18 protein-coding genes are annotated in these 19,864 nt (G+C 66.4%); 8 read left to right on the top strand and 10 right to left on the bottom strand.

Features of this window, described 5'->3' with window-relative positions:
* Window positions 1–5: 5 nt before the first annotated feature.
* From CNE_RS20300 to CNE_RS20265, 8 genes are all read right to left on the bottom strand, one after another.
* Window positions 6–731 carry an ABC transporter ATP-binding protein gene (locus CNE_RS20300; protein WP_013952151.1) on the bottom strand — a complete coding sequence of 242 codons (726 nt, stop codon included), beginning with the start codon at window positions 729–731 and terminating at the stop codon, window positions 6–8.
* A gap of 17 nt (window positions 732–748) precedes the next feature.
* Window positions 749–1,522: an ABC transporter ATP-binding protein gene (locus tag CNE_RS20295; RefSeq protein WP_013952150.1), complete on the bottom strand. Its 774-nt coding sequence runs from the start codon at window positions 1,520–1,522 to the stop codon at window positions 749–751.
* A 49-nt stretch (window positions 1,523–1,571) separates the two neighbouring features.
* A complete protein-coding gene (locus CNE_RS20290) occupies window positions 1,572–2,261 on the bottom strand; it encodes a DUF2848 domain-containing protein (protein ID WP_013952149.1) in 690 nt (229 codons plus the stop codon).
* Between the two features lie 67 nt (window positions 2,262–2,328).
* Window positions 2,329–3,555 carry an ABC transporter substrate-binding protein gene (locus CNE_RS20285; RefSeq protein ID WP_013952148.1) on the bottom strand — a complete coding sequence of 409 codons (1,227 nt, stop codon included), beginning with the start codon at window positions 3,553–3,555 and terminating at the stop codon, window positions 2,329–2,331.
* A gap of 47 nt (window positions 3,556–3,602) precedes the next feature.
* Window positions 3,603–4,946: an amidase gene (locus CNE_RS20280; protein WP_013952147.1), complete on the bottom strand. Its 1,344-nt coding sequence runs from the start codon at window positions 4,944–4,946 to the stop codon at window positions 3,603–3,605.
* Window positions 4,947–4,948: 2 nt separating this feature from the next.
* Window positions 4,949–5,329: a cupin domain-containing protein gene (locus CNE_RS20275; RefSeq protein ID WP_010812510.1), complete on the bottom strand. Its 381-nt coding sequence runs from the start codon at window positions 5,327–5,329 to the stop codon at window positions 4,949–4,951.
* Between the two features lie 45 nt (window positions 5,330–5,374).
* Complete coding sequence (locus CNE_RS20270; RefSeq protein WP_013952146.1) at window positions 5,375–6,859, bottom strand: 4-hydroxyphenylacetate 3-hydroxylase family protein; 1,485 nt, start codon at window positions 6,857–6,859, stop codon at window positions 5,375–5,377.
* A 36-nt stretch (window positions 6,860–6,895) separates the two neighbouring features.
* Window positions 6,896–7,441, bottom strand: a complete 546-nt coding sequence (locus CNE_RS20265; protein WP_013952145.1) for a flavin reductase family protein — start codon at window positions 7,439–7,441, stop codon at window positions 6,896–6,898.
* Between the two features lie 370 nt (window positions 7,442–7,811).
* Here CNE_RS20265 and CNE_RS20260 point away from each other — a divergent pair, with 370 nt between their 5' ends.
* Complete coding sequence (locus tag CNE_RS20260) at window positions 7,812–9,035, top strand: IscS subfamily cysteine desulfurase (protein ID WP_013952144.1); 1,224 nt, start codon at window positions 7,812–7,814, stop codon at window positions 9,033–9,035.
* Here the strand turns inward: CNE_RS20260 and CNE_RS20255 are convergent.
* The gene (locus tag CNE_RS20255; protein WP_013952143.1) at window positions 9,032–9,574 is read right to left on the bottom strand and encodes a MarR family winged helix-turn-helix transcriptional regulator; all 543 of its coding nucleotides are present in this window, start codon (window positions 9,572–9,574) and stop codon (window positions 9,032–9,034) included. The genes CNE_RS20260 and CNE_RS20255 overlap by 4 nt on opposite strands.
* Window positions 9,575–9,685: 111 nt before the next feature.
* On the opposite strand from CNE_RS20255, the gene CNE_RS20250 reads away from it, so the two are divergent.
* Complete coding sequence (locus tag CNE_RS20250) at window positions 9,686–10,267, top strand: nuclear transport factor 2 family protein (RefSeq protein WP_013952142.1); 582 nt, start codon at window positions 9,686–9,688, stop codon at window positions 10,265–10,267.
* Window positions 10,268–10,459: 192 nt separating this feature from the next.
* Here the strand turns inward: CNE_RS20250 and CNE_RS20245 are convergent, their stop codons facing one another.
* Window positions 10,460–11,692 (bottom strand): CaiB/BaiF CoA transferase family protein, encoded by a 1,233-nt coding sequence (locus tag CNE_RS20245; RefSeq protein WP_013952141.1) that lies wholly within the window; start codon window positions 11,690–11,692, stop codon window positions 10,460–10,462.
* A 125-nt stretch (window positions 11,693–11,817) separates the two neighbouring features.
* On the opposite strand from CNE_RS20245, the gene CNE_RS20240 reads away from it, so the two are divergent.
* The 6 genes from CNE_RS20240 to CNE_RS20215 all read left to right on the top strand — a co-directional run bounded on the left by CNE_RS20240 (window position 11,818) and on the right by CNE_RS20215 (window position 19,847).
* Window positions 11,818–12,663, top strand: coding sequence for an IclR family transcriptional regulator (locus CNE_RS20240; protein ID WP_013952140.1), 846 nt, complete (start codon window positions 11,818–11,820; stop codon window positions 12,661–12,663).
* 123 nt (window positions 12,664–12,786) lie between these two features.
* Window positions 12,787–13,785: a Bug family tripartite tricarboxylate transporter substrate binding protein gene (locus CNE_RS20235; protein ID WP_013952139.1), complete on the top strand. Its 999-nt coding sequence runs from the start codon at window positions 12,787–12,789 to the stop codon at window positions 13,783–13,785.
* A 41-nt stretch (window positions 13,786–13,826) separates the two neighbouring features.
* On the top strand, window positions 13,827–15,023 hold the full coding sequence (locus CNE_RS20230; protein WP_013952138.1) for an acyl-CoA dehydrogenase family protein: 1,197 nt from the start codon (window positions 13,827–13,829) through the stop codon (window positions 15,021–15,023).
* An 883-nt stretch (window positions 15,024–15,906) separates the two neighbouring features.
* On the top strand, window positions 15,907–17,199 hold the full coding sequence (cqsA, locus tag CNE_RS20225) for an alpha-hydroxyketone-type quorum-sensing autoinducer synthase (RefSeq protein ID WP_013952137.1): 1,293 nt from the start codon (window positions 15,907–15,909) through the stop codon (window positions 17,197–17,199).
* A gap of 8 nt (window positions 17,200–17,207) precedes the next feature.
* Complete coding sequence (locus tag CNE_RS20220) at window positions 17,208–18,530, top strand: sensor histidine kinase (protein WP_013952136.1); 1,323 nt, start codon at window positions 17,208–17,210, stop codon at window positions 18,528–18,530.
* A 291-nt stretch (window positions 18,531–18,821) separates the two neighbouring features.
* Complete coding sequence (locus CNE_RS20215) at window positions 18,822–19,847, top strand: acetamidase/formamidase family protein (protein ID WP_013952135.1); 1,026 nt, start codon at window positions 18,822–18,824, stop codon at window positions 19,845–19,847.
* The last annotated feature ends 17 nt before the right edge of the window (window positions 19,848–19,864 follow it).

Below are 19,864 nucleotides of genomic sequence, written 5' to 3'. Positions count from 1 at the left end.
GCTCCTTATACGCCCAGCAGTTCGTGCAGCACCGGCATCTTGGCCTGCAGCTCATTGGCCGCGAAGCGCTCGACGATGCTGCCGTGCTCCATCACGTAGAAGCGGTCCGCCAGCGGCGCGGCAAAGCGGAAGTTCTGCTCCACCATCACCACCGTGTACCCCTTCTGCTTGAGCATCAGGATCATGCGCGCAAGCGCCTGCACGATCACCGGTGCCAACCCTTCCGAGATTTCATCGAGCAGCAGCAGGTTGGCGCCGGTGCGCAGGATGCGCCCGACCGCCAGCATCTGCTGCTCGCCGCCGGAAAGACGCGTGCCCTGGCTCTGGCGGCGCTCCTTCAGGTTCGGGAACATCTCGTAGATATCGGTCTCGCTCATGCCCTTGCTGGTGTCGGCGCCCTTCAGCACCGGCGGCAGCATCAGGTTCTCTTCGCATGAGAGGCTGGAGAAGATCGCCCGTTCTTCGGGGCAATAGCCAATGCCGTAGTGCGCGATCTTGTGCGTGGGCAGGCTGATGGTCTCGTGGCCATTGACCTTGATCGAGCCCTTGCGCGTGCCGGTCAGTCCCATGATCGCGCGCAGCGTGGTGGTGCGGCCAGCGCCGTTGCGGCCCAGCAGCGTGACCACTTCGCCGCGGTTCACGGTGAGGTCAACGCCATGCAGGATGTGCGATTCGCCGTACCAGGCGTGCAGGTCCCTGATCTCGAGCGCGGGTGTGTTGGATGTCGTCATCTCATTGGTCTCCCGGCTCAGTGCGCGCCCTGCAGTTCCGCGTCAACGGTGCCCATGTAGGCCTCCATCACGCGCGGATCCTTCGAAACTTCCGCATACGGCCCTTCGGCCAGGATCGCGCCACGCTGCAGCACGGTGATCTTGTCGGCGATCGACGAGACCACGCTCATGTTGTGCTCCACCATCAGGATGGTGCGGCCAGCCGAGACCTTCTTGATCAGCTGCGTGACGCGGTCCACGTCTTCGTGGCCCATGCCCTGCGTGGGTTCGTCGAGCAGCATCAGCTCGGGCTCCATTGCCAGCGTGGTGGCAATCTCCAGCGCGCGCTTGCGGCCGTATGGAAGGTTCACCGTTAGCGTCTGCGCGAACTCGGTCAGGCCGACCTGTTCGAGCAGCTCCATGGCGCGGTCATTGAGCACGTCCAGCGAGCGCTCGCTGCGCCAGAACTGGTACGCCGTGCCGAGCTGCCGCTGCAGCCCGATGCGCACGTTCTCCATCACCGTCAGGTGCGGAAATACCGCCGAGATCTGGAACGAACGGATCACGCCGCGCCGCGCGATCTGCGCGGGCTTTTCACGGGTGATGTCGATGCCGTTGAAAAGGATGGTGCCGGTGGTCGGCTCCAGGAACTTGGTGAGCAGGTTGAAGCAAGTCGTCTTGCCGGCGCCGTTGGGGCCGATCAAGGCATGGATCGACCCGCGGCGTACCCGCAGGTTGACGTCGCTCACCGCGGTAAAGCCGCGGAAGGCCTTGCCGAGGTTGCGGGTCTCTAGTATCAGGTCGTGGTGCATGGCCGTGACTCCGTGGCGCTGCCGTGGCAGTGGGGATGGCGCGGCATGCTCAGCCCGCCACGGGCAGCGCAGCGACCGCGTAGGCGTGGCGCAGCGTGCGCCCCAGCACCGGGTCTTCCAGCTCGATCTCGAAGCGCTCGGCCGGGCGGATGCCGCCGATCGCGGGCAGTGTTCCGCACAGCATCGCAGAGCCTTCGCCGAACTCGCCGCCATGGCCGCAGAAGCGCTGCAGCAGGTCCGCCGGGGAGCGCATGGCGGTCACCGGGCCTTCCTGGTACAGCACGCGCTCGCCGTCGATGGTGGCGTAGGAGCGCAGCACCAGTTGGTCCCAGTGGCCTTCCACCTCGGAAAGGCGCCACAAGGCCGATGCACAGGGCTTCTCGCACATCTGCTTGGACACGGTGATGCCGTAGGTCTCGGCTTCGCGGTCGGTATGGTCCGAGGCAATGCCCACCAGGATGTCATCGCCGTCCCGGACCAGCAGGAACTCGGCTTCGCCGCTGCTGGCCTCGCCGCTGACCTGGATCTCCGGGGCCGGCCCCAGGCGTTGCGCAGCCACACGGTAGAACACCGGGGTATAGGGCGGGCGCTTGACGCCCAGTTCTTCCAGTTCCCGGATGTGGGCTTCCATGGCTTCGACGTCGCGGCCGGTCCAGCCCGCCACGATGAGCTGGTGGATGGTGACGGTGCGTTGCGACTTGCCCTGGCGGCTGTCAAGTTCAAAGGTAAGGGTCTTCATGATCGGTTGCTCTCTGCAATGGGGTGGAGCGCCGGCTGGAATGCCGACCTCGGTGAGGGATATGGGCTTACTTCCTGACCAGCGGGCAGGCGCTGGCGCTGAGCGGGCGGAACGCCTCGCTCGCGGGGATCACGGTCTTGATCTTGTAGTAGTCCCACGGCCGCTTCGACTCCTGCGGCCGCTTCACTTCGACCAGGTACATGTCGTGCACCATCAGGCCATCGGCGCGGATCGTGCCGTTCTTCGCGAAGAAGTCATTGACCGGGGTCTCTCGCATGCGCGCCAGCACGGCATCGCTGTCGTCGGTGCGCGCGGCCTGGATCGCTTTCAGATAGTGAGTGGTCGACGAGTACACGCCGGCATGCACAAGCGTTGGCATGCGTCCGGTCTTCTCGAAGAAGCGCTGCGACCAGGCGCGCGTGGCGTCGTCGCGATCCCAGTAGAACGATGTCGTCAGCGTCATGCCCTGCGCGGCTTGCAGCCCCAGGCTGTGGATGTCGCTGATAAACATGTGCAGCCCGGCCAGTTTCTGCTTGCCCGCGGTGTTGATGCCGAAGTCGGCAGCGGTCTTGATCGCATTGACCGTGTCGGCGCCTGCGTTGGCCAGCCCGATCACCTTCGCGCCCGAGGACTGTCCCTGCAGCAGGTAGGACGACAGGTCGGCGGAGTTGATCGGATGCCTGGCCTTGCCCTTCAGGGTGCCGCCGACACTGGACAGCGCCTCGGTGCCGTCCTTCTCCAGCGACGCGCCCAGGGCGTAGTCGACCGTCAGGAAGTACCAGCTGTTGTCGCCGCGCCGGGCCAGCGCCTTGACCGTGTTGGCGGCAAAGGCGTACGTATCGTACGAATACTGGATGGTGTAGGGCGAGCAGTCTTCATTGCTCAGGCGCGTGGTGCCGGCACCGCTGGCGATGACGATCTTGTGCTTGAGCTTTCCCAGGTTGGACACGGCCAGCGCGACCGAGGACGGCAGCGCGTCCTGGATCACGTCGACCTTCTGGTTGTCGAGCCAGCCGCGCGCCAGCGTGGCGGCGACGTCGGTCTTGTTCTGATGGTCGGCGCTGACCACCTGGATGGGGGCGCCCAGCACCTTGCCGCCGAAATCGTCCACGGCCATCTGCGCGGCCACCACCGAGCCCTTGCCGCCGATGTCGGAGAAGATCGACGACATGTCGGTCAGCACACCGATCTTGACCACGCCGTCGCTGATGGGGGCCGGGTCGGCTGCGGAAGCAGTCGCCGCGAACAGGGTGGCGCAGGCCAGTACGGCGGCGCCGGTACGGATATCAGGCATTGTTGTCTCCACTGTAGTTATGGGTACTTCTGTAGTGCTGCGGGGGCTCAGCCCCGCTCGTGCCGCAATGCCGCCTCGATGCCCATGCCGATGGCCAGCAGCCTGCGGTCGGACAGGTGGCGCCCGAACAGCATCAGTCCCACCGGTGCGTCGCCCAGGCGATGGCACGGGACCGACAGCGCGCACAGGTCGAGCATGTTGGCGATGGCCGGGTTGCGCAGCAGCAGCCGGTTGGTGCGGAAGAAGGCTTCGTCGTCGTCCAGGTTCGCGATGCGCGGCGCCACGACCGGCACGGTGGGCAGGACCACGGCGTCGAAGCCCGCCAGCTCGGCATCGGCCTGCCGGCACAGCTCGCCCCTGCGCTGCAGCATGCGCAGGTAGTCGGCGGCACGCTGCCCGTCAGCCAGCCGGATGCGCGACAGCACGCGCGGGTCATAGCGATCGGCCTGCTCAGCCAGCAGGCTGCCGTGCCAGGCACTGGCTTCCGCTGCGACCAGGCCGCCGTTCGCGCCGATGCCGGCCAGCTGGTCCCAGCTGTCGAAGCTCACGTCCTGCAGCAGCGCGCCCGCCGCGGACAGCCGGCGCAGCGTGCGGCTGAAGACCTCGGCCACCTCGTCCGACATGCCTTCCAGCACCAGCCCGCTGGGCACCGCCAGGCGCAGCCCGGCCAGCGGCGCCGGCCCCGCGGGCGGCGCCTCGCCTGCCATCACGGCATCAATGGCGGCGCAGCACGCCACGGTGTTGGCCAGGCAGCCCACCGAGTCATAGCTGGGCGACAGCGGCACCGTGCCCTGCAGCGGCACGCGCCGCGCCGTGGGCTTGAAGCCAGCGATGCCGCACAATGCCGCCGGGATCCGGCACGAACCGCCGGTGTCCGAGCCGATCGCCGCCAGGGCCATGCCGTCGGTCACCGACACCGCAGCGCCTGACGACGAGCCGCCCGGAATGCGGCCGGCTTGCCGGTCGTAGGGATTGCGTGGGGTGCCGTAGTGCGGATTGATGCCGACGCCCGAGTAGGCGAACTCGGTCATATTGGTGCGTCCGACAAACACCGCCCCCGCCGCACGCAAGCGCGCGATGGCCGGCGCGTCGGCACTGGCCGCACGCTCCGGCAGCACACGTGCGCCGGCGCGGGTCACGTCGCCCTGCACGTCGAACAGGTCCTTGACGGATACCGGCACGCCCGCCAGCGGCCCGACCACGCCTTGCTCGCGCAGCATGTCGCTGGCCTGGGCCTGCTTGCGCGCCGCCATGCTCACGCCATGCGGGAATACGCGCGCGCCTTCGCTGCCGGGATTGCAGATACGTTCGACGCATGACGCCAGCAAGGACAGCGCGTTGGCACTGCCCGCGGCAAGCTGGCGCTGCGCGGTTGCGATGGTCGCTTCCATGATCAGGCCGGGTCGTAGTAGTGGATCTCCAGCAGCATGCAGCCGCCGTCGGACTTGAACGGGCCGTGGAAGGCGCCGGGCGGGCGGCAGGCGTAGGTGTTGGGGACGAAGGCTTCGCCGCCCTTGCCATTGGCGTCGTTGCCGACAGTCAGGTCGCCGCTGAGCAGGTAGACCTCTTCCCAGTACTCATGCACGAAGGGCGAGGTGGTGAACACGCCGGGCTGGAAGCGCAGCAGGCGCGTACGGCTGCCGCTGCGGCCGTTCTCGTCCAGCGAGCCGGACAGGATCTTCTGCTGGATGCCCGACGGATAGCCGTGGGGGACCTCCCAGCCGGACTCCAGGTCCAGGGTGTGGAACTCGTCGTGAAGTTTGGTGATTGCCATGTCGATCTCCGTGTTCGATGCGGGAATTGGGAAAGGTGCGGGAAGTCAGGCGGCCTGCGGCAGCTTGGCCAGTTCGCTTTCGAGGGAATAGCTGCCGAGCATGTTGTCGACCAGGCCGGATGCGTTCTGCCAGTCGTAGGTGCGATAGGCATGGCCCTTGGTGACGAAGGTGGCGCCGGCATAGAACATCTCGTACTGGTTGTGGCGCGAAGCAAACTCGGAGCCGACCGCGTCCCAGGCGAGCTTGAAGAACTTGACGCGCTCTTCCGGGCTGCACACCGGCGACTTCTGCGTCTTGGCGATGATCCCGGCGAGGGACGGATTGGCGAAATCCTCGATGCTCGACGGCAGCATGATCATGCCGCCGCCGGCCAGCTCGCGCAGCGTGGCCAGCACCTTGCCGTAGAGCTGCTGGGTCACCACCTGCGAGCCGTACAGCATGCTGCGGTCCGGCACGAAGTAGCCGTGCTTGCCGACCTGGCCCTTGGCTTCCATCCCGTAGACCCAGGCCTCGACCATGCCCGCCTCTGCGGCCAGCTGGCCCAGCATTTCCCTGACCTGCGGGAAGCTGCTGGTGCCGTTGATCTCGGTGATGCGGTGCGCCAGGCCCACCAGGAAGCGCAGCTTCACCATCAGCCGCACCTGGCACTGGTAGTTCTGGTAGACGTGCGCCGGCGTGGCGTGGAATTGCCTGGCGCACAAGCCCACGTCGCCCGCGACGAAGATGCGCTCCCACGGCACCTTGACGTCGTCGAAATAGAGCACCGCGTCGTTCTCGTCAAAGCGGCTGGCCAGCGGGTTGTCGAACACCGAGGTGGCATTAGCTTCATACGACTTGCGCGACATCACCTTCAGCCCCTTGGTGTTCATCGGCACCGCGAAGGACAGCGCATACATCTCGTCGCCCTCGCGCAGCGGCTGGATGCAGCTGCAGAAGACCTCGTTGGCCATGATGCCGCTGGTGGCCAGCATCTTGGCGCCGCGCACGGTGATGCCTTCCGCGTCCTGGTCGACGATGCCCACGGCCAGGTACTTGTCTTCCTGCTCGTGCGCGGACTTGGACTGGTTGGCCTGCGGGTTGACGATCACATAGGTGAGGAACAGGTCATTGTCGCGGGCATAGCGGTAGTAGTCGCGCAGCGCGCCGGCACGTGCCGGATCGGCCTGCTCGAAGACATCGATGCCCATGTACATGCCCGAGATGCAAGAGGCCACGTGGTCGGGCGAGCGGCCCATGAAGCCGTAGTGCAGCTCGGTCCAGGCTTCCAGCATCTGGCGGCGTTCGACCAGCTCGTTGTAGCTGGTCGGCAGCTCCCAGATCCGGCTGACGCGCCGGTCGGTGCCCGCTGGCTGGAAGGTCATCTTGTCGACATTGCCGGGCTGCGCCTGGAAGTCGTAGAGGTTGGCGTAGCTGCGGATCGAGTTGCGGAAGGCCGGGTGGCTGGTGACATCCGTCACCCGCTTGCCGTCCAGGTACACCTCGCGCCCATCGCGCAGCATGACAATGTGCTGATTACCGGTCTTGATCATGTCGTTCTCCTGTGCTGACTGTCTGTTCTTGTGGATTCAGGCGGCGGCCGGGCTGTCTTCCAGTGCCCGGTACTTGCCGCCAAAGAAGATGAGGGGCCGGCCGTCCTGGCGGGCCTGGTGACGGACCACCCGCCCGATAAAGATCACGTGGTCGCCGCCGTCGTGCATGGCATAGGGCTCGCACTCGAAGGTGGCCAGCGCGTCCGGCAGCAGCACGTGGCTGTCCTCGTTGCGCTTGCTGAAACCGATGCCTTCCCACTTGCCGGAATTGGCCCTGGCGAAGCGGTTCGAGATATCCTGCTGCGCCTCGGCCAGCACGTTGACGGCATAGCGCCGCGCGCTGCGCAGGTCGCCCAGGCTCAGGCAGCGGCGGTCCACCGAGAACAGCACCAGCGGCGGGTCCAGCGATACCGAGTTGAACGACGCCACCGTGATGCCGACCGGCAGCCCTTCTTCGCGCGGCGCGGTAATCACGGCAACGCCTGTTGCAAACATCGCCAACGCATTCCTGAAGCGGCGGTGCGCTTCTGCGTCCGCTTCGGCGTCCGCTTTGACGCCCTGACCAACAGATGACTCAGCCATCACGACTCCTACACAAGTGTTCTCATCCAACCGGTTACTTTGTTTATTTACCTTTGTAATTTAGGTTTTATTGAATGCTATAAAACAACGCCATTCAAGTTGGTGGAAACCCTAGAGTGCGGAGCCGGACAGCCTCCCGAGGAGACTCAATGAAGTCCGGAAACCGTTGCCGGACAAGGTTTTCCGGCTAGCGGACAGGTATCGCCACGCGGCCGGAATTGCAGCTGTCCGCGCGTCAAGCAACCCTACCGGCAGCATGGCACCGCCGCGAACGGCCGCTACCCGGTGCTAGACTCGGCCCCACTTTCCTTGACCACCGGGTACGCTTTGCCCACGGTCGTCCCCACATCCGCCTCCAGGAATGAGCGCTATGCAATCCGAGCCGAAGACCCTTCCGATCTACATGGACTACAGCGCGACGACACCGGTCGCCCCCCAGGTCGTCGAGAAGATGGTTCCCTACCTGCACCAGCAGTTCGGCAACCCCGCATCGCGCAGCCATTACTACGGCTGGCAGGCGGAAGAGGCGGTCGAGGCCGCGCGCGCGCATGTGGCGGCGCTGCTGAATGCGGACCCGCGCGAGATCATCTGGACCTCCGGCGCCACCGAGGGCAACAACCTGGCGATCAAGGGCGCGGCGCATTTCTATCGCGGCAAGGGCAACCACATCATCACCGTCAAAACCGAGCACAAGGCCGTGCTCGATACCTGCCGCGAGCTGGAACGGCAGGGCTTCGAGGTGACCTATCTCGACGTCGGCACCGACGGCCTGGTCGACCTTGACGCGCTGCGCGCGGCCATGCGGCCGGACACCATCCTGGTGTCGGTGATGATGGTCAACAATGAGATCGGCGTGATCCAGCCAGTCGCGCAGATCGGCGAGCTCTGCCGCGCTGCGGGCGTGGTGTTCCATTGCGATGCGGTGCAGGCCGCCGGCAAGATCGCCATCGACCTGGAAGCGCTGAAGATCGACCTGCTCACCGTGACGGCGCACAAGGTCTATGGCCCCAAGGGCGTCGGCGCGCTCTACGTGCGGCGCAAGCCGCGCATCCGCATCGAGGCGCAGATCCACGGCGGCGGGCATGAGCGCGGCATGCGCTCAGGCACCCTGCCGACGCACCAGATCGTGGGCATGGGCGAGGCCTTCAGGCTGGCAAAGCTGGAACTTGCGGAGGAAGCGCGCCGCGTGGGCGCGTTGCGCGACCGGCTGCTGGCGGGGCTGTCGCGGCTGGACGAGGTCTACGTCAACGGCAGCCTGGCGCACCGTATCCCGCACAACCTGAACATCAGCTTCAACTATGTCGAAGGCGAATCGCTGATCATGGGCATCAAGGACGTGGCGGTGTCGTCGGGCTCGGCCTGCACCTCGGCCTCGCTGGAGCCCTCGTTCGTGCTGCGGGCGCTGGGCCGCAGCGACGAGCTGGCGCATAGCTCGATCCGCTTTACGCTGGGGCGCTACACCACCGAGGCAGAGGTGGACGAAGTCATCCGGCAGGTCAGCGAGACCGTTACCCGCCTGCGTGAACTGAGCCCGCTATGGGAGATGCACCAGGAAGGCATCGATGTCGGCACGGTGCAGTGGGCCGCGCACTAGCCTTTCTGCCGGCGCGCCTGCAGGTGTTCGAGATCCAGCGCGGCGCGATCGCCGTTGGCGACCAGCCGGTCGACCACCGAGCACAGCACCTTGAATTCGGTGCGGGAAACGCCGTCGAACAATACGTCGTTGATCTGCTGCTGCACGGGCAGCAGTTCATTGAGCAGACGCGTCCCGGCGGCGGTGATGGTGAGTCGCATCTTGCGCTTGTCTTCGGGATGGGCCTTCTTGTCGATCAGCCCCAGCTTCTTGAGCTTGCCGGTCTCGATGGTGATGAACGGGCCGCTCAGGTGCAGATGGTCGGCGAGCTGGTTGACCGTCACCTCGCCTTGCTGCGACAGGTGCAGGATCGAGCGGATCAGCGAGTACTGGACCCCTGTCAGGCCGATCAGGCCGCCAAAGCCGTCGCGCACGGACAGCAGGCGCGCGGCAAATGGCAGCAGGCCATTCACCAGGTGCCGGAACTCACGGTCCGAGCCGTCGACCAGGCACGCCGGATGCGTTACGGTCAGGTTCTTGTTTGCAGGAGTCGTTGCCATCGGCGGTATGTCCACTTAGCTTTTGATACAAGCTTTGTGCCAAATTCTAACAAACTCGCCGCAACACCTCAGCGCCCCCCCCGCCTTTCAACCCATACCCTTGAGTCCAGCATGAACACAATCCCGCTCGCCACCGCCAAAGCCCGGCTGGCCCAATACGTCGAGGCCAAGGACAACAATCGTCCGACGCTGATCCACGAAGCCTTCGCTCCGGATGCGTCGCTGACCTTCTCGATCGATACCGACTCCATCAGCTTTCCGCCGAGGGCAGAAGGCGCGGATGCCATTGCTGCGACGCTGGTCAGCGAGTTTGCCAAGACGTTCGACCGCTGCCGGACCTACTACATCGGCGACGTTGGCGCGGCGCTGGACGGCAACGCCATGACGATCCCCTGGCTGGTGGTGATGCGGGAAACCGCGGCCAGCGCCTTGCGCGTCGGCAAGGGCTATTACCGCTGGGGCTTTGCCGCCGGCGATGACGGCACGTACCGTATCGCCAGCCTGCATATCCATATCGAACGGATCGACACGATCGCCGATCCCGGCGCGGTCACGCTGGCGGCCTTGCAGGCGGCACTGCCCTATCCCTGGCTGCCGGCGCCGGTGCTTGCTGCCAGCATCGAAGCGCAAGCCAGCGCGCAACCCGCGCTGGGGTTCCTGAATGTGTTCGCGCAAGCGGCCCGCTTGCCCTGACGGGCGCGGGTCATCTGGCCGGCAATTGCTGCGCGACCAGCGCCACCCAATACGCCGCGCCCAGCGGCAAGATCCGGTCGTTGAAGTCGTAGTAGGGATTGTGCAGCGGCGGATCGTCCGCGCTCTCGCCGGCGCCGATGCCGATATAGGCGCCGGGGCTAGCGCGGACGGCGTAGCCCCGCGCCCGGTGTGTCAGACCACGCCCTCTGCCCGCAGCCGGGCCAACTCTTCATCCCCGATCCCAAGCTGCCCATAGACCTCAGCATTGTGTTCCCCCACATCCGGCCCGGTACGCGGTGACGGCGGCGCATAGCCCGAGAAGCGCGGCACCACGCATGGCGCCGGCACCGAGCCCAGGTCCGGATCGGGCAGCCGCACGATGGCCTGGCGCGCCGCCATCTGCGGGTCGTCGACGATATCGGCGATGCTGAATACCTTGCTGAATGGCACCTGGCACTGCTCCAGCCGGGCCGCCACGGCGGCATAGGGCTGCGCGGCAAACCACTCGGCAATGCTGCCGTCCAGCGCTTCGATATTGCGCACGCGGCCGGCGTTGGTGGCATATTCCGGCGCCTGCGCCAGTTGCGGCGCGCCGATGGCCTCGGCCAGCCGGCGGAAGGTGGCGTCGGAGGAGGCCACTACCGTGACCCAGATCTCGTCCGCGGTGCGGTACATGTTGGACGGCGCAGCATAGGTGGTGCGGTTGCCGGCGCGCTGGCGCACATGTCCCAGCTGTTCATACTCGATGGCCAGCGGGTCCAGCAGGCGGAACAGCGCCTCGGTGGCGGCCAGGTCGATCTCGCGGCCGCGCTGGCCGGGCCTGGCGCGCTGCTCTGCCGCCGCAGTGGCAATCGCAAAGGCGCCGAACAGGCCGGCGATCATGTCCCCCACCGGGTAGTTCATATGCATCGGCCCGCTCTGCGCGGTGCCCGCCAGGTTGGTAAGGCCGCTCCTGGCTTCAAAGATGCGGGCAAAACCCGGCCGCGCCGCATCGGGCCCGGTCTGGCCGAAGCCGGTCAGCCGCAGCACGATCAGCTTCGGGTTGGCCGCATGCAGGGTGTCGAGATCCAGCCCCCACCGCGCCAGCGTACCGGTGCGGAAGTTCTCGACCAGCACATCGAACTGAGGCAGCAAGCGCAGGAAGATCTCGCGGCCGCGCGGCGTGCGCACGTCTAGCGAGATGCCGCGCTTGCCGCGGTTGGTCACCTTCCAGTACAGGGCGTGGTCCTCGGTAACCGGCTCCAGCCCACGCAGCGGATCGCTGCCGTCGGGCAGCTCCAGCTTGACCACGTCCGCGCCCATGTCGGCACACAGCGTGGCGGAAAACGGGCCGGCCACCACGGTGGCCATGTCGAGGATGCGCAGTCCGCCCAGCGGGCCCGTGCAGTGTGCGTCTGGCGATACAGCGTGTTCCTGGTCTTGCATGGCGGGCCTCCGGCGGCATTGGCGTCTGCTGCAAGGTGGCAGGCGGCTGGCTCGGATGCAAGTACGGTTTCGCTGTGCGGAACGGTCGTGCTACAACATTGACGCCCCCATCCCCGGATCCCAGCATGGAACCCAAGCAACCACCGCACAGCATGGACCGCAACCCGGAACACCTGCCCCTGCCAGGCCTGGCCAGCGAGGACGCACTGGCCACCGACCGCCAGTTCGCCACCAACCTGGCGCGCGGGCTGGAGGTCCTGCGCGCCTTCACGCCGTCCAGCCCGGTGCTGGGCAACCAGGACATCGTGGCGCGCACGGGGCTGCCCAAGGCGACGGTGTCGCGGCTGACCTACACGCTGGGGCTGCTCGGCTTCCTGAGCCGCGTGCCCGGCAACCAGAAGTACCGGCTGGGCGCCGGGGTGCTGGCGCTGGCCTACCCGATGCTGGCCGGGCTGGCGATCCGCCAGGTGGCGCGGCCTTATATGGAGGCCATTGCGCGGGAAACCGGCTGCACGGTGAACCTGGGCATGCGCGAGCGGCTGTCGGTGGTGTACGTGGACAGTTGTCGGCTGGATCCGGGCAACCTCTACCAGCCGGACATCGGCAGCACCCGGCCGCTGCTGGCCAGCGCGATCGGCCGCGCGGTCTTGCTGGCCTGCAGCGCAGACGAGCGCACGGCACTGCTGAACCGGCTGCGCGTGGACGATCCGGAGCGCTTCAACGTTGAGCGCCAGATGTGGGCGGACGACCAGAAGCACTTCCGCGCCCACGGCTACTGCCTGAGCCGCGGCGAGTGGCGGCCAGAGATCCACGCGATCGCGGCACCCGTGCGCCAGTCGCTGCACGAAGACCCGTTCGCGCTGAACTGCACCATCGCCGCATCGCGCAATCGCGACAACATGCTGGAGCGCGAGGTGGCGCCGAGGCTGCGCGAGGCGGTGCGGCAGATCGAACTGAGCTGCGCGCGCTAGCCGACAGGACGCAGCAATGCAGTCTGCCGGTGATGTCGCCGGCAATGACAAGCGGCCCGCCAGAGGCCCGCATGAAAACGCGCCGCGGGAAATCCCCCGGCGCAGGCAACCCAAGGAGACAAGATGGATGCCATCCAACCATTGCGCCGGCTCGCTGCCGGCATGCTGGCCTGCGCCGCGCTGATGCCGCTGCCAGCGCTGGCCGCCCCTGACAATGCGGCGCGCTTCCCGGACCGCCCGATACGGATCATCGTGCCGTTCTCGGCGGGCGGCGTGGTCGACTCCGTCACCCGCATCACCGCGGAGAACATGGCGCGGGTGCTGAAGCAGCCCGTCATCGTCGAGAACAAGACCGGCGCCGGCGGCGCCATCGGCGCGGACTTCGTCGCCCGGTCGCCTGCCGACGGCTATACGCTGCTGGCGGTCAGCCCCAGCTATGTGGTCGGGCCGCTGCTGAACCCGTCGATCCAGGGCAAGGGTGGCAAAGACTTCCGCGCGGTGGCGGGCATTGGTGCCGTACCCAACGTGATCGTGGTGCCGGCCGCGTCGCCGCTGCGCACGCTGCCTGAATTGCTCGACGCCGCGCGCAGCCAGCCCGGCACGCTGACCTACGCCAGCGCGGGCGTCGGCACCTCGAACCATCTCTCGGCGGAACTGCTGGCGCAGATGACGCACGTGAAGCTCACCCATGTGCCCTACAAGGGCCAGCCCGAGGCCATGAGCGACCTGCTGGGCGCGCGCGTCTCGATGATGGCGCTGACCTCGGCCATTGCCCGCCAGCAGGTGCAAAGCGGCAAGCTGCGCGCGCTGGCGGTGACCTCGGCAAAGCGCTCAGCCGTGATGCCCGACGTGCCAACCGTGGCCGAGGCCGCGCGCCTGCCCGGCTATGAAGTGGGCGGGTGGTTCGGCCTGGTCGCGCCGCAGGGCACGCCGGACGCGGTGGTGCGCAAGCTGGCCGAGGCCGCCGCGCAGGCAACGTCCGACCCCGCCACTGCACGCCGCCTGGCCGAACTCGGCATGGACCTGGCACCGCAATCCACCGCCGTGTTCGACCGCTTCCTGGATACCGAAACCAAAAAGTGGACCGGCGTGCTGAAGACCGCCGGCATCACGGCACAGTAGCCGCACACGCCCACGCTCACTCAATCAACCGGAAACCTTCCATGATCCGCGACTCCGCCCGCCAGCAAGCGCTGCTGGCCGATATCCGCCGCTTCGTGCTCGAAACCTGCATTCCCCTCGAGGCGGAGATCGATCGCACCGACGTGATACCCGAGCCCGTGGTCGAGCAGATGCGCCGCCTCGGCCTGTTCGGCCACAGCATCCCCGAAGCGTACGGCGGCGCAGGGCTGACCACCGAGGAACTGGCGCTGGTGAACATCGAGGTCTCGCAGGCCGCCACCGTGTTCCGTGCCCGCTTCGGCGGCAATACCGGCATCGCCTCCGAATCGCTGGTGGCCGACGGCACCGAAGCACAGCGACAGCGCTATCTGCCGCAACTGGCCTCCGGCAAGGTGACCGGCTGCTTTGCGCTGACCGAGCCCGAAGCCGGCTCCGATGCGACGTCGCTGCAAACCACCGCACGCCAGGACGGCGATCACTACGTGCTGAACGGCAGCAAGTGCTTTATCACCAATGCCCCGATCGCGGACCTGTTCACCGTGTTCGCCCGCACCGATCCCGATACGCCGGGCGCCCATGGCATCAGCGCCTTCCTGATCGAGCGCGGCACCCCCGGCCTCAGCACCAGCGAACCGGAACGCAAGATGGGACAGCACGGCTCGCCGGTCGGCGATGTCTACCTGAAGGACTGCCGCGTAACGGCCAGCGCCATCGTCGGCGGCAAACCCAATGTCGGCGGCAAACCCAATGTCGGCTTCAAGACAGCGATGAAGGCGCTGAACAAGCAGCGCATCAACCTGGCCGGTTTGTGCGTGGGGCCCGCCATCCGGCTGGTCGACGAGATGGTCCGCTACGCGGCGCAGCGCCGGCAGTTCGGCAAGCCGATCGCGGACTACCAGCTGGTGCAGCAGATGATTGCCGACAGCAATACGGAACTGCACGCCGCCCGCGCGCTGGTGCTCGACACCGCGCGCAAGCGCGACGCCGGCGAGGACGTGACCATGGAGGCGTCGATGTGCAAGCTGTTCGCCTCTGAGATGGCCGGCCGCGTGGCCGACCGCGCGGTGCAGGTATTCGGCGGCAGCGGGTATATGGCGCGCACCGTGGCCGAGCGCTTCTATCGCGATGTGCGGCTGTTCCGGCTGTATGAGGGCACGACGCAGATCCACCAGCTCAATATTGCGCGCAGGACGATGGAGGCGCGGGGGGCGGCGCTGGTTGGTGGTAGCGCGGCTTGAGTTCATGCCGATAGCATGGGTGCCATGCGCTAGCGCATGGCGCCTCGCGCAAAGGCACCTTCGACTATGAGAAGTCCGAGTACCAGACCGACAAAGCAGGCCAGGCGTAAGACGCCCCCGACACAAGCGCCGCCGAGCGCGCCGGCACCGGCAGGCCCGGCGCGTAGGTGAACACGCGCAGCACGCTGCTGCCCTGTACCTGAACGCCAAAGGCACCAGCCTGGAAGCGCCATGGGCAGCGCCCCCCTCTCCAAAGCCACCGCCACCCCCTCCCCCACACGCCGCCAGACACCCCACGCTGGCGGCGAGCGCCGCCGGCCGCAACCTGCGTACCAGGCAGCCCCTTGTTTCCCGCCCTCGGTGCCAAATCCCATGTTGCCCCGATTCCTGGCTATGGCGCGCTGCCGCAGCCGCCTGCCTGGAAACAGGGCGTGCAAAAAGGGCGTTCTTCACCAAGACTGATGATGAGCATTCGGCAGTCCCGGGCCTGACTAGGTCCCGCCAAGCGCAAGCCACGCCCGGTCCGGGGCTCAAGGACCGGCGCAACAGGTAGCGCAAGCATCACATAAGTGATGGTAAAGGCATTTTTTAGTGAGAAATCGGCCAATCGACTAGCGAAGGATGTGGCCACGACGCGGCTGTCTCAACCCGGCACCCCCACTCCAAACAGACGTTGGATTGGTGGAAGTCCGGTCACAATCGCTGATTAAGGCTGGCACAGTGGTCGCTACGTCAACAGGACTCTCCCGACTTGTCAGCAATGGCACCTCGCCGGAAGGACTGGGTGCGGCCGCCTCGCGCGCGGACGGCATCTGTTGCCGCCCCCGCCATGCAGAGCCTTGCCACCGATCTCACTATTACCCGACCTGTAGAAGGAAAGCCGATGTTCTCCGAAGCCGAGCCTCCGCACTCGATGCGCCACGCCTCCCGCGCCAAAGCCCCCACGCTGCCGCCATGGATCACGGCGCGGATGGCACAACATTTCGACGAGCGGATGGGCAAGCTCTGGGGCGGCGATCATTTGCTTCACGGACGCACGCCCGGGCCCGATGCGTTGCACCTGAGCAGCAACGACTATCTCTGCCTGCTTGGCGAATCCTCGCTGGTACAGGCGCAGGCGCGGGCCTTCCTCAATGAAGAGCCGGAGTTGCTGATGTCGTCCGTGTTCCAGCACGGCGACACCCCGCAGCGGCGGGTCGAGCGCAAGATCGCAGACCTGATGCAGGCCGAGGACGGGCTGATCGCCCAGTCCGGCTGGGCCGCCAACGTCGGCCTGGTGCAGTGCATTGCCGGCCCCGGCATTCCGGTCTATATCGACATGAACGGGCATGCCTCCTTGTGGGAGGGCATCATCGCCGCGGGCGCGCAGGCCGTGCCGGTGCGCCACAACGATTGCGAGCACGTGCGCCGCCAGCTTGAGCGCTTCGGGCCGGGAGTGATCATGGTGGACTCGGTCTACAGCACCACGGGCAGCGTGGCGCCGCTGGAGGACTATGTGGACCTGGCAGAGGCGTCGGGCTGCGTGCTGGTGGTGGACGAGTCGCACTCGCTCGGCACCCATGGGCCGTCTGGCGGCGGCCTGGTGCGCGCGCTCGGGCTGTCTGAGCGCGTACACTTCCGCACGGCCTCGCTGGCCAAGGCGTTCGCCGGCCGCGCCGGCTATGTTGCGTGTTCGACCGATTTCAAGGACTTCTTCGCGGTTGAGTCCCGGCCGGCCATTTTCAGTTCCGGGCTGCTGCGCCATGAGGTTGCGTGGTTCGATGCCGTGACGGATTTCGTCGCCACGGCGGATGAGCGCCGTGCGCGCCTGCACGCCATCACCCGCGACACCCGGGCTGCGATTGCCGAACTGGGCTACAACATCGGCGAAGGCTCCGAGCAGATCATCGGCCTGGAGGCGGGAACCGAGCCGCAAGTCAAGGTGCTGCGCGATGCGTTGCAGAGCCGCGGGATCTTCGGCGCGGTATTCTGTGCGCCAGCAACACCGAAGAATCGGGCATTGATGCGACTTACGCTGCATGCGAAACTTGCCGCCAATGAAATCGACCGCCTGGTCAGCGTGCTCGCCAGCATCCGCGACGAAGTCCGGCTGGATGAGTGGTCCTCGACGCGCCGGGCCCGGCGCAAGTCTCAAAATCCCACAAGCGGGCCGCTGGCAGGTTCCCGCGAGGAGTAGTCCTGGAGATGGATGCAAAGGTAGCGCAAGCGGAAGACGGCCGCACCTCACTTGCCGGCGTCGCCCGCCATGCGTGGCAGACCGTGTTCGAGACCGCCGCGCGGGCCACCCTGCTGGACGAGGAGAGCGTCATCCGGCTACGCCGGATCCAGATGGTGGGCGCGCTGGGCGTGATCGGTCACCCGCTGTACTACGTGATCTGGTCCTACATCTTCCCGCAGCCCTATGAAAACCTCTGGCTGCGCCTGGTCTGCACCGCGCTGTTCGTGCCGCTGCTGTTCGCCTCCGCCTTCTCGGACCGGCGCTGGCTGCCACCCTATGCGCTCTTTGCCATTACCGTAGGCCTGCCGTTCGCCTTCATCTTCTTCTACCTGGAGAATGGCGGCTCCATGGTGTGGGCCGAATCGGTCATCATCGCGGTGGTGATCCTGTATCACTTCAACACCGCGTTCGCGACCATTGCCTTGTTCTCAGGGGCCGCCGCAGCCATCGCGCTGTTCGTGCTGGCGGGCAACTCCATGGGCGGAATCCCGTGGGAGCCGGTACTGCTGCAGTTGCCGGTGATCGGCTTTGTCATCGCGGTGCTGGTGGTGATCAAGATGGACCGCCAGCTGCTGGCCGAACAGAAACGGCGCGGGATGGCCGCCGCGCTGGCCACCGTCGCGCACGAACTGCGCACGCCGCTGACCAGCCTGGCCATGACTGCCAGGGGCCTCAAGGCACGGCTGCCGGCCGCCCTGGACCAGGACACGCCGCTGCGCGACGGTCTGATGCAGGCCGTGGCCCGGATGGAGTCAGACCTGGCCCATATCAGCAACAGCATTGAACTGCTGGTCGCCAACTCCAAGAACCCGGACAACGCCACGCAGGAGCTGTTCGAACTGGGCGGTGTGATCCGCGACGCTGTCGGCCGGTTTCCGTTCGAGCAGAGCGACCTGGAACTGGTCACCGTCGACCTGCCTGGCCCCGCTTATGTGATGGGCAACGCCCAGTTGTTCGGGCTGGTCACGACCAACTTGCTGAAGAACGCGCTGGAAGCGACCAAGCGGGCCGGCAAGGGCACCATCCATATCCGCTGCGAGGTCCGGCCCGACGCCGTCCATGTGGTGTTCCGCGACACCGCCACGGGCGTGCCGCCGCAAGTGCTGGCCCGGATGTTCCAGCCCTTCTTCTCTTACCCGGCGCATCGCGGCACCGGCATCGGACTGGCGTTTTGCCAGAAGGTGCTGAACAGCTGGGGGGCAAGCATCAGCTGCCGCTCCGAGGAACACGTGTTCACCGAGTTCGATATGCGCTTTCCCCGCAAGGGGAAATGGCCCGAGGCGCAATGAACTGAGGCTGTCGCCTGAGAGGGTTTACCTTAGTACGCAGCAACACAAGAGTTTGGGGTGAATCGCCCTACTCCCCCGCAACGCCCTCTTCCTAGTATTGACTCACCGCGCGGCGCGTGAAGGACTGCCGTGCGGTACCAGGCATACCCTGCCTGGCCACGAACCGCCGTTCTCAATCGCGGCGGTTCATGAGCATCACGCATAGCCAGTGTCCCTGATTACCTCAATCAATCCAGCCGCTCACCGGGTGAACGGCTGCGGATACGGCTGCAAAAAAACAATGGAGACAACATGCTGCACGACCTGCCCGCCCGCCCCGAGACCGTCCACTGGGGCTACTTCGATGCCGCCAAGGCGCCCGCCCTGACCGTGAAAAGCGGCGACCTCATTCGCGCCGAAGCGGTGACCCACCATGCCGGCGATGCCCCCGACCTGATGATGGATGACGCCATTCGCGAGATCTTCCGGGCGATTCCCCACGACGACCGCAACCCCGGCGTGCACATCATGACCGGCCCCATCTATGTCGAAGACGCCAAGCCCGGCGACGTGCTGGAGGTGCGCTACCTGCAGATGATTCCGCGCTTCCGTTTCGGGGCGAATGCCGCGGCCCACTGGGGCCAGCTGTACAAAGAGTTCGAGAAGGAGCGGGTCACCATCTATGAGCTGGACCAGCGCTCCAACACCGCGCATGCCCTGTACGCCTTCGACTACCCCGGCAAGATGACCATCCCCGGCAAGCTCGTGGATGACCGGGAATGCTGCCGGCAGCCCGCGCTGGCCGGCGTACGCGTTCCCGTGCGCCCGCACCTGGGCACCGCTGGCGTCGCGCCCGACGCGCGCGGTCGCGTCACCACCGTCGAGCCCGGCCTGCATGGCGGCAATATCGACAACTGGCGCATCGGCGCGGGCGCCACCATGTACTACCCGGTCCAGGTCGACGGCGCGCTGTTCTCGATCGGCGACCCGCATATCTCGCAAGGCGACGGCGAAGTCAGCGGCACCGCCATCGAGGCCTCATTGAACGTCCTGTTCCAGGTGGTCCTGCGCAAGGATTTCCACTTCCCGTCGCCGCTGCTGGAAACGCCGGATTGCTGGGTCGTCCATGGCTTCCACGAGGACCTGGATGAAGCCGGCAAGAACGCGGCCCGCGACATGATCCACCTGCTGACCGAGCAACAGGGACTCTCGCGCGACGATGCCTATTCGCTCATGAGCGTCTCGGCTGACTTCGGCGTGACGCAGGTCGTCGATGGCACCCAGGGCATCCATTGCACCATGCCGCGTTCGATCTTTCCGCCCAAGGACAAGGGCTGAGCCATCAACGCAACACC

Origin of the sequence: Cupriavidus necator N-1 (assembly GCF_000219215.1) — a bacterium.
Classification (GTDB): Bacteria; Pseudomonadota; Gammaproteobacteria; order Burkholderiales; family Burkholderiaceae; genus Cupriavidus; species Cupriavidus necator.
The sequence above is the reverse complement of the archived record's forward strand: the minus strand, read 5'-3'. Positions and strand labels throughout refer to the sequence as shown.

Bases quoted from the DNA above. Each gene is read 5' to 3' on its own strand.
- CNE_RS20295 (WP_013952150.1), bottom strand. From the start codon at position 1,522: ATGCACCACGACCTGATACTAGAGACCCGCAACCTCGGCAAGGCCTTC.
- CNE_RS20265 (WP_013952145.1), bottom strand. From the start codon at position 7,441: ATGGCTGAGTCATCTGTTGGTCAGGGCGTCAAAGCGGACGCCGAAGCG.
- CNE_RS20290 (WP_013952149.1), bottom strand. From the start codon at position 2,261: ATGAAGACCCTTACCTTTGAACTTGACAGCCGCCAGGGCAAGTCGCAA.
- CNE_RS20270 (WP_013952146.1), bottom strand. From the start codon at position 6,859: ATGATCAAGACCGGTAATCAGCACATTGTCATGCTGCGCGATGGGCGC.
- CNE_RS20215 (WP_013952135.1), top strand. From the start codon at position 18,822: ATGCTGCACGACCTGCCCGCCCGCCCCGAGACCGTCCACTGGGGCTAC.
- CNE_RS20275 (WP_010812510.1), bottom strand. From the start codon at position 5,329: ATGGCAATCACCAAACTTCACGACGAGTTCCACACCCTGGACCTGGAG.
- CNE_RS20280 (WP_013952147.1), bottom strand. From the start codon at position 4,946: ATGGAAGCGACCATCGCAACCGCGCAGCGCCAGCTTGCCGCGGGCAGT.
- CNE_RS20300 (WP_013952151.1), bottom strand. From the start codon at position 731: ATGACGACATCCAACACACCCGCGCTCGAGATCAGGGACCTGCACGCC.
- CNE_RS20260 (WP_013952144.1), top strand. From the start codon at position 7,812: ATGCAATCCGAGCCGAAGACCCTTCCGATCTACATGGACTACAGCGCG.
- CNE_RS20245 (WP_013952141.1), bottom strand. From the start codon at position 11,692: ATGCAAGACCAGGAACACGCTGTATCGCCAGACGCACACTGCACGGGC.
- CNE_RS20255 (WP_013952143.1), bottom strand. From the start codon at position 9,574: ATGGCAACGACTCCTGCAAACAAGAACCTGACCGTAACGCATCCGGCG.
- CNE_RS20250 (WP_013952142.1), top strand. From the start codon at position 9,686: ATGAACACAATCCCGCTCGCCACCGCCAAAGCCCGGCTGGCCCAATAC.
- cqsA (WP_013952137.1), top strand. From the start codon at position 15,907: ATGTTCTCCGAAGCCGAGCCTCCGCACTCGATGCGCCACGCCTCCCGC.
- CNE_RS20285 (WP_013952148.1), bottom strand. From the start codon at position 3,555: ATGCCTGATATCCGTACCGGCGCCGCCGTACTGGCCTGCGCCACCCTG.
- CNE_RS20240 (WP_013952140.1), top strand. From the start codon at position 11,818: ATGGAACCCAAGCAACCACCGCACAGCATGGACCGCAACCCGGAACAC.
- CNE_RS20230 (WP_013952138.1), top strand. From the start codon at position 13,827: ATGATCCGCGACTCCGCCCGCCAGCAAGCGCTGCTGGCCGATATCCGC.
- CNE_RS20235 (WP_013952139.1), top strand. From the start codon at position 12,787: ATGGATGCCATCCAACCATTGCGCCGGCTCGCTGCCGGCATGCTGGCC.
- CNE_RS20220 (WP_013952136.1), top strand. From the start codon at position 17,208: ATGGATGCAAAGGTAGCGCAAGCGGAAGACGGCCGCACCTCACTTGCC.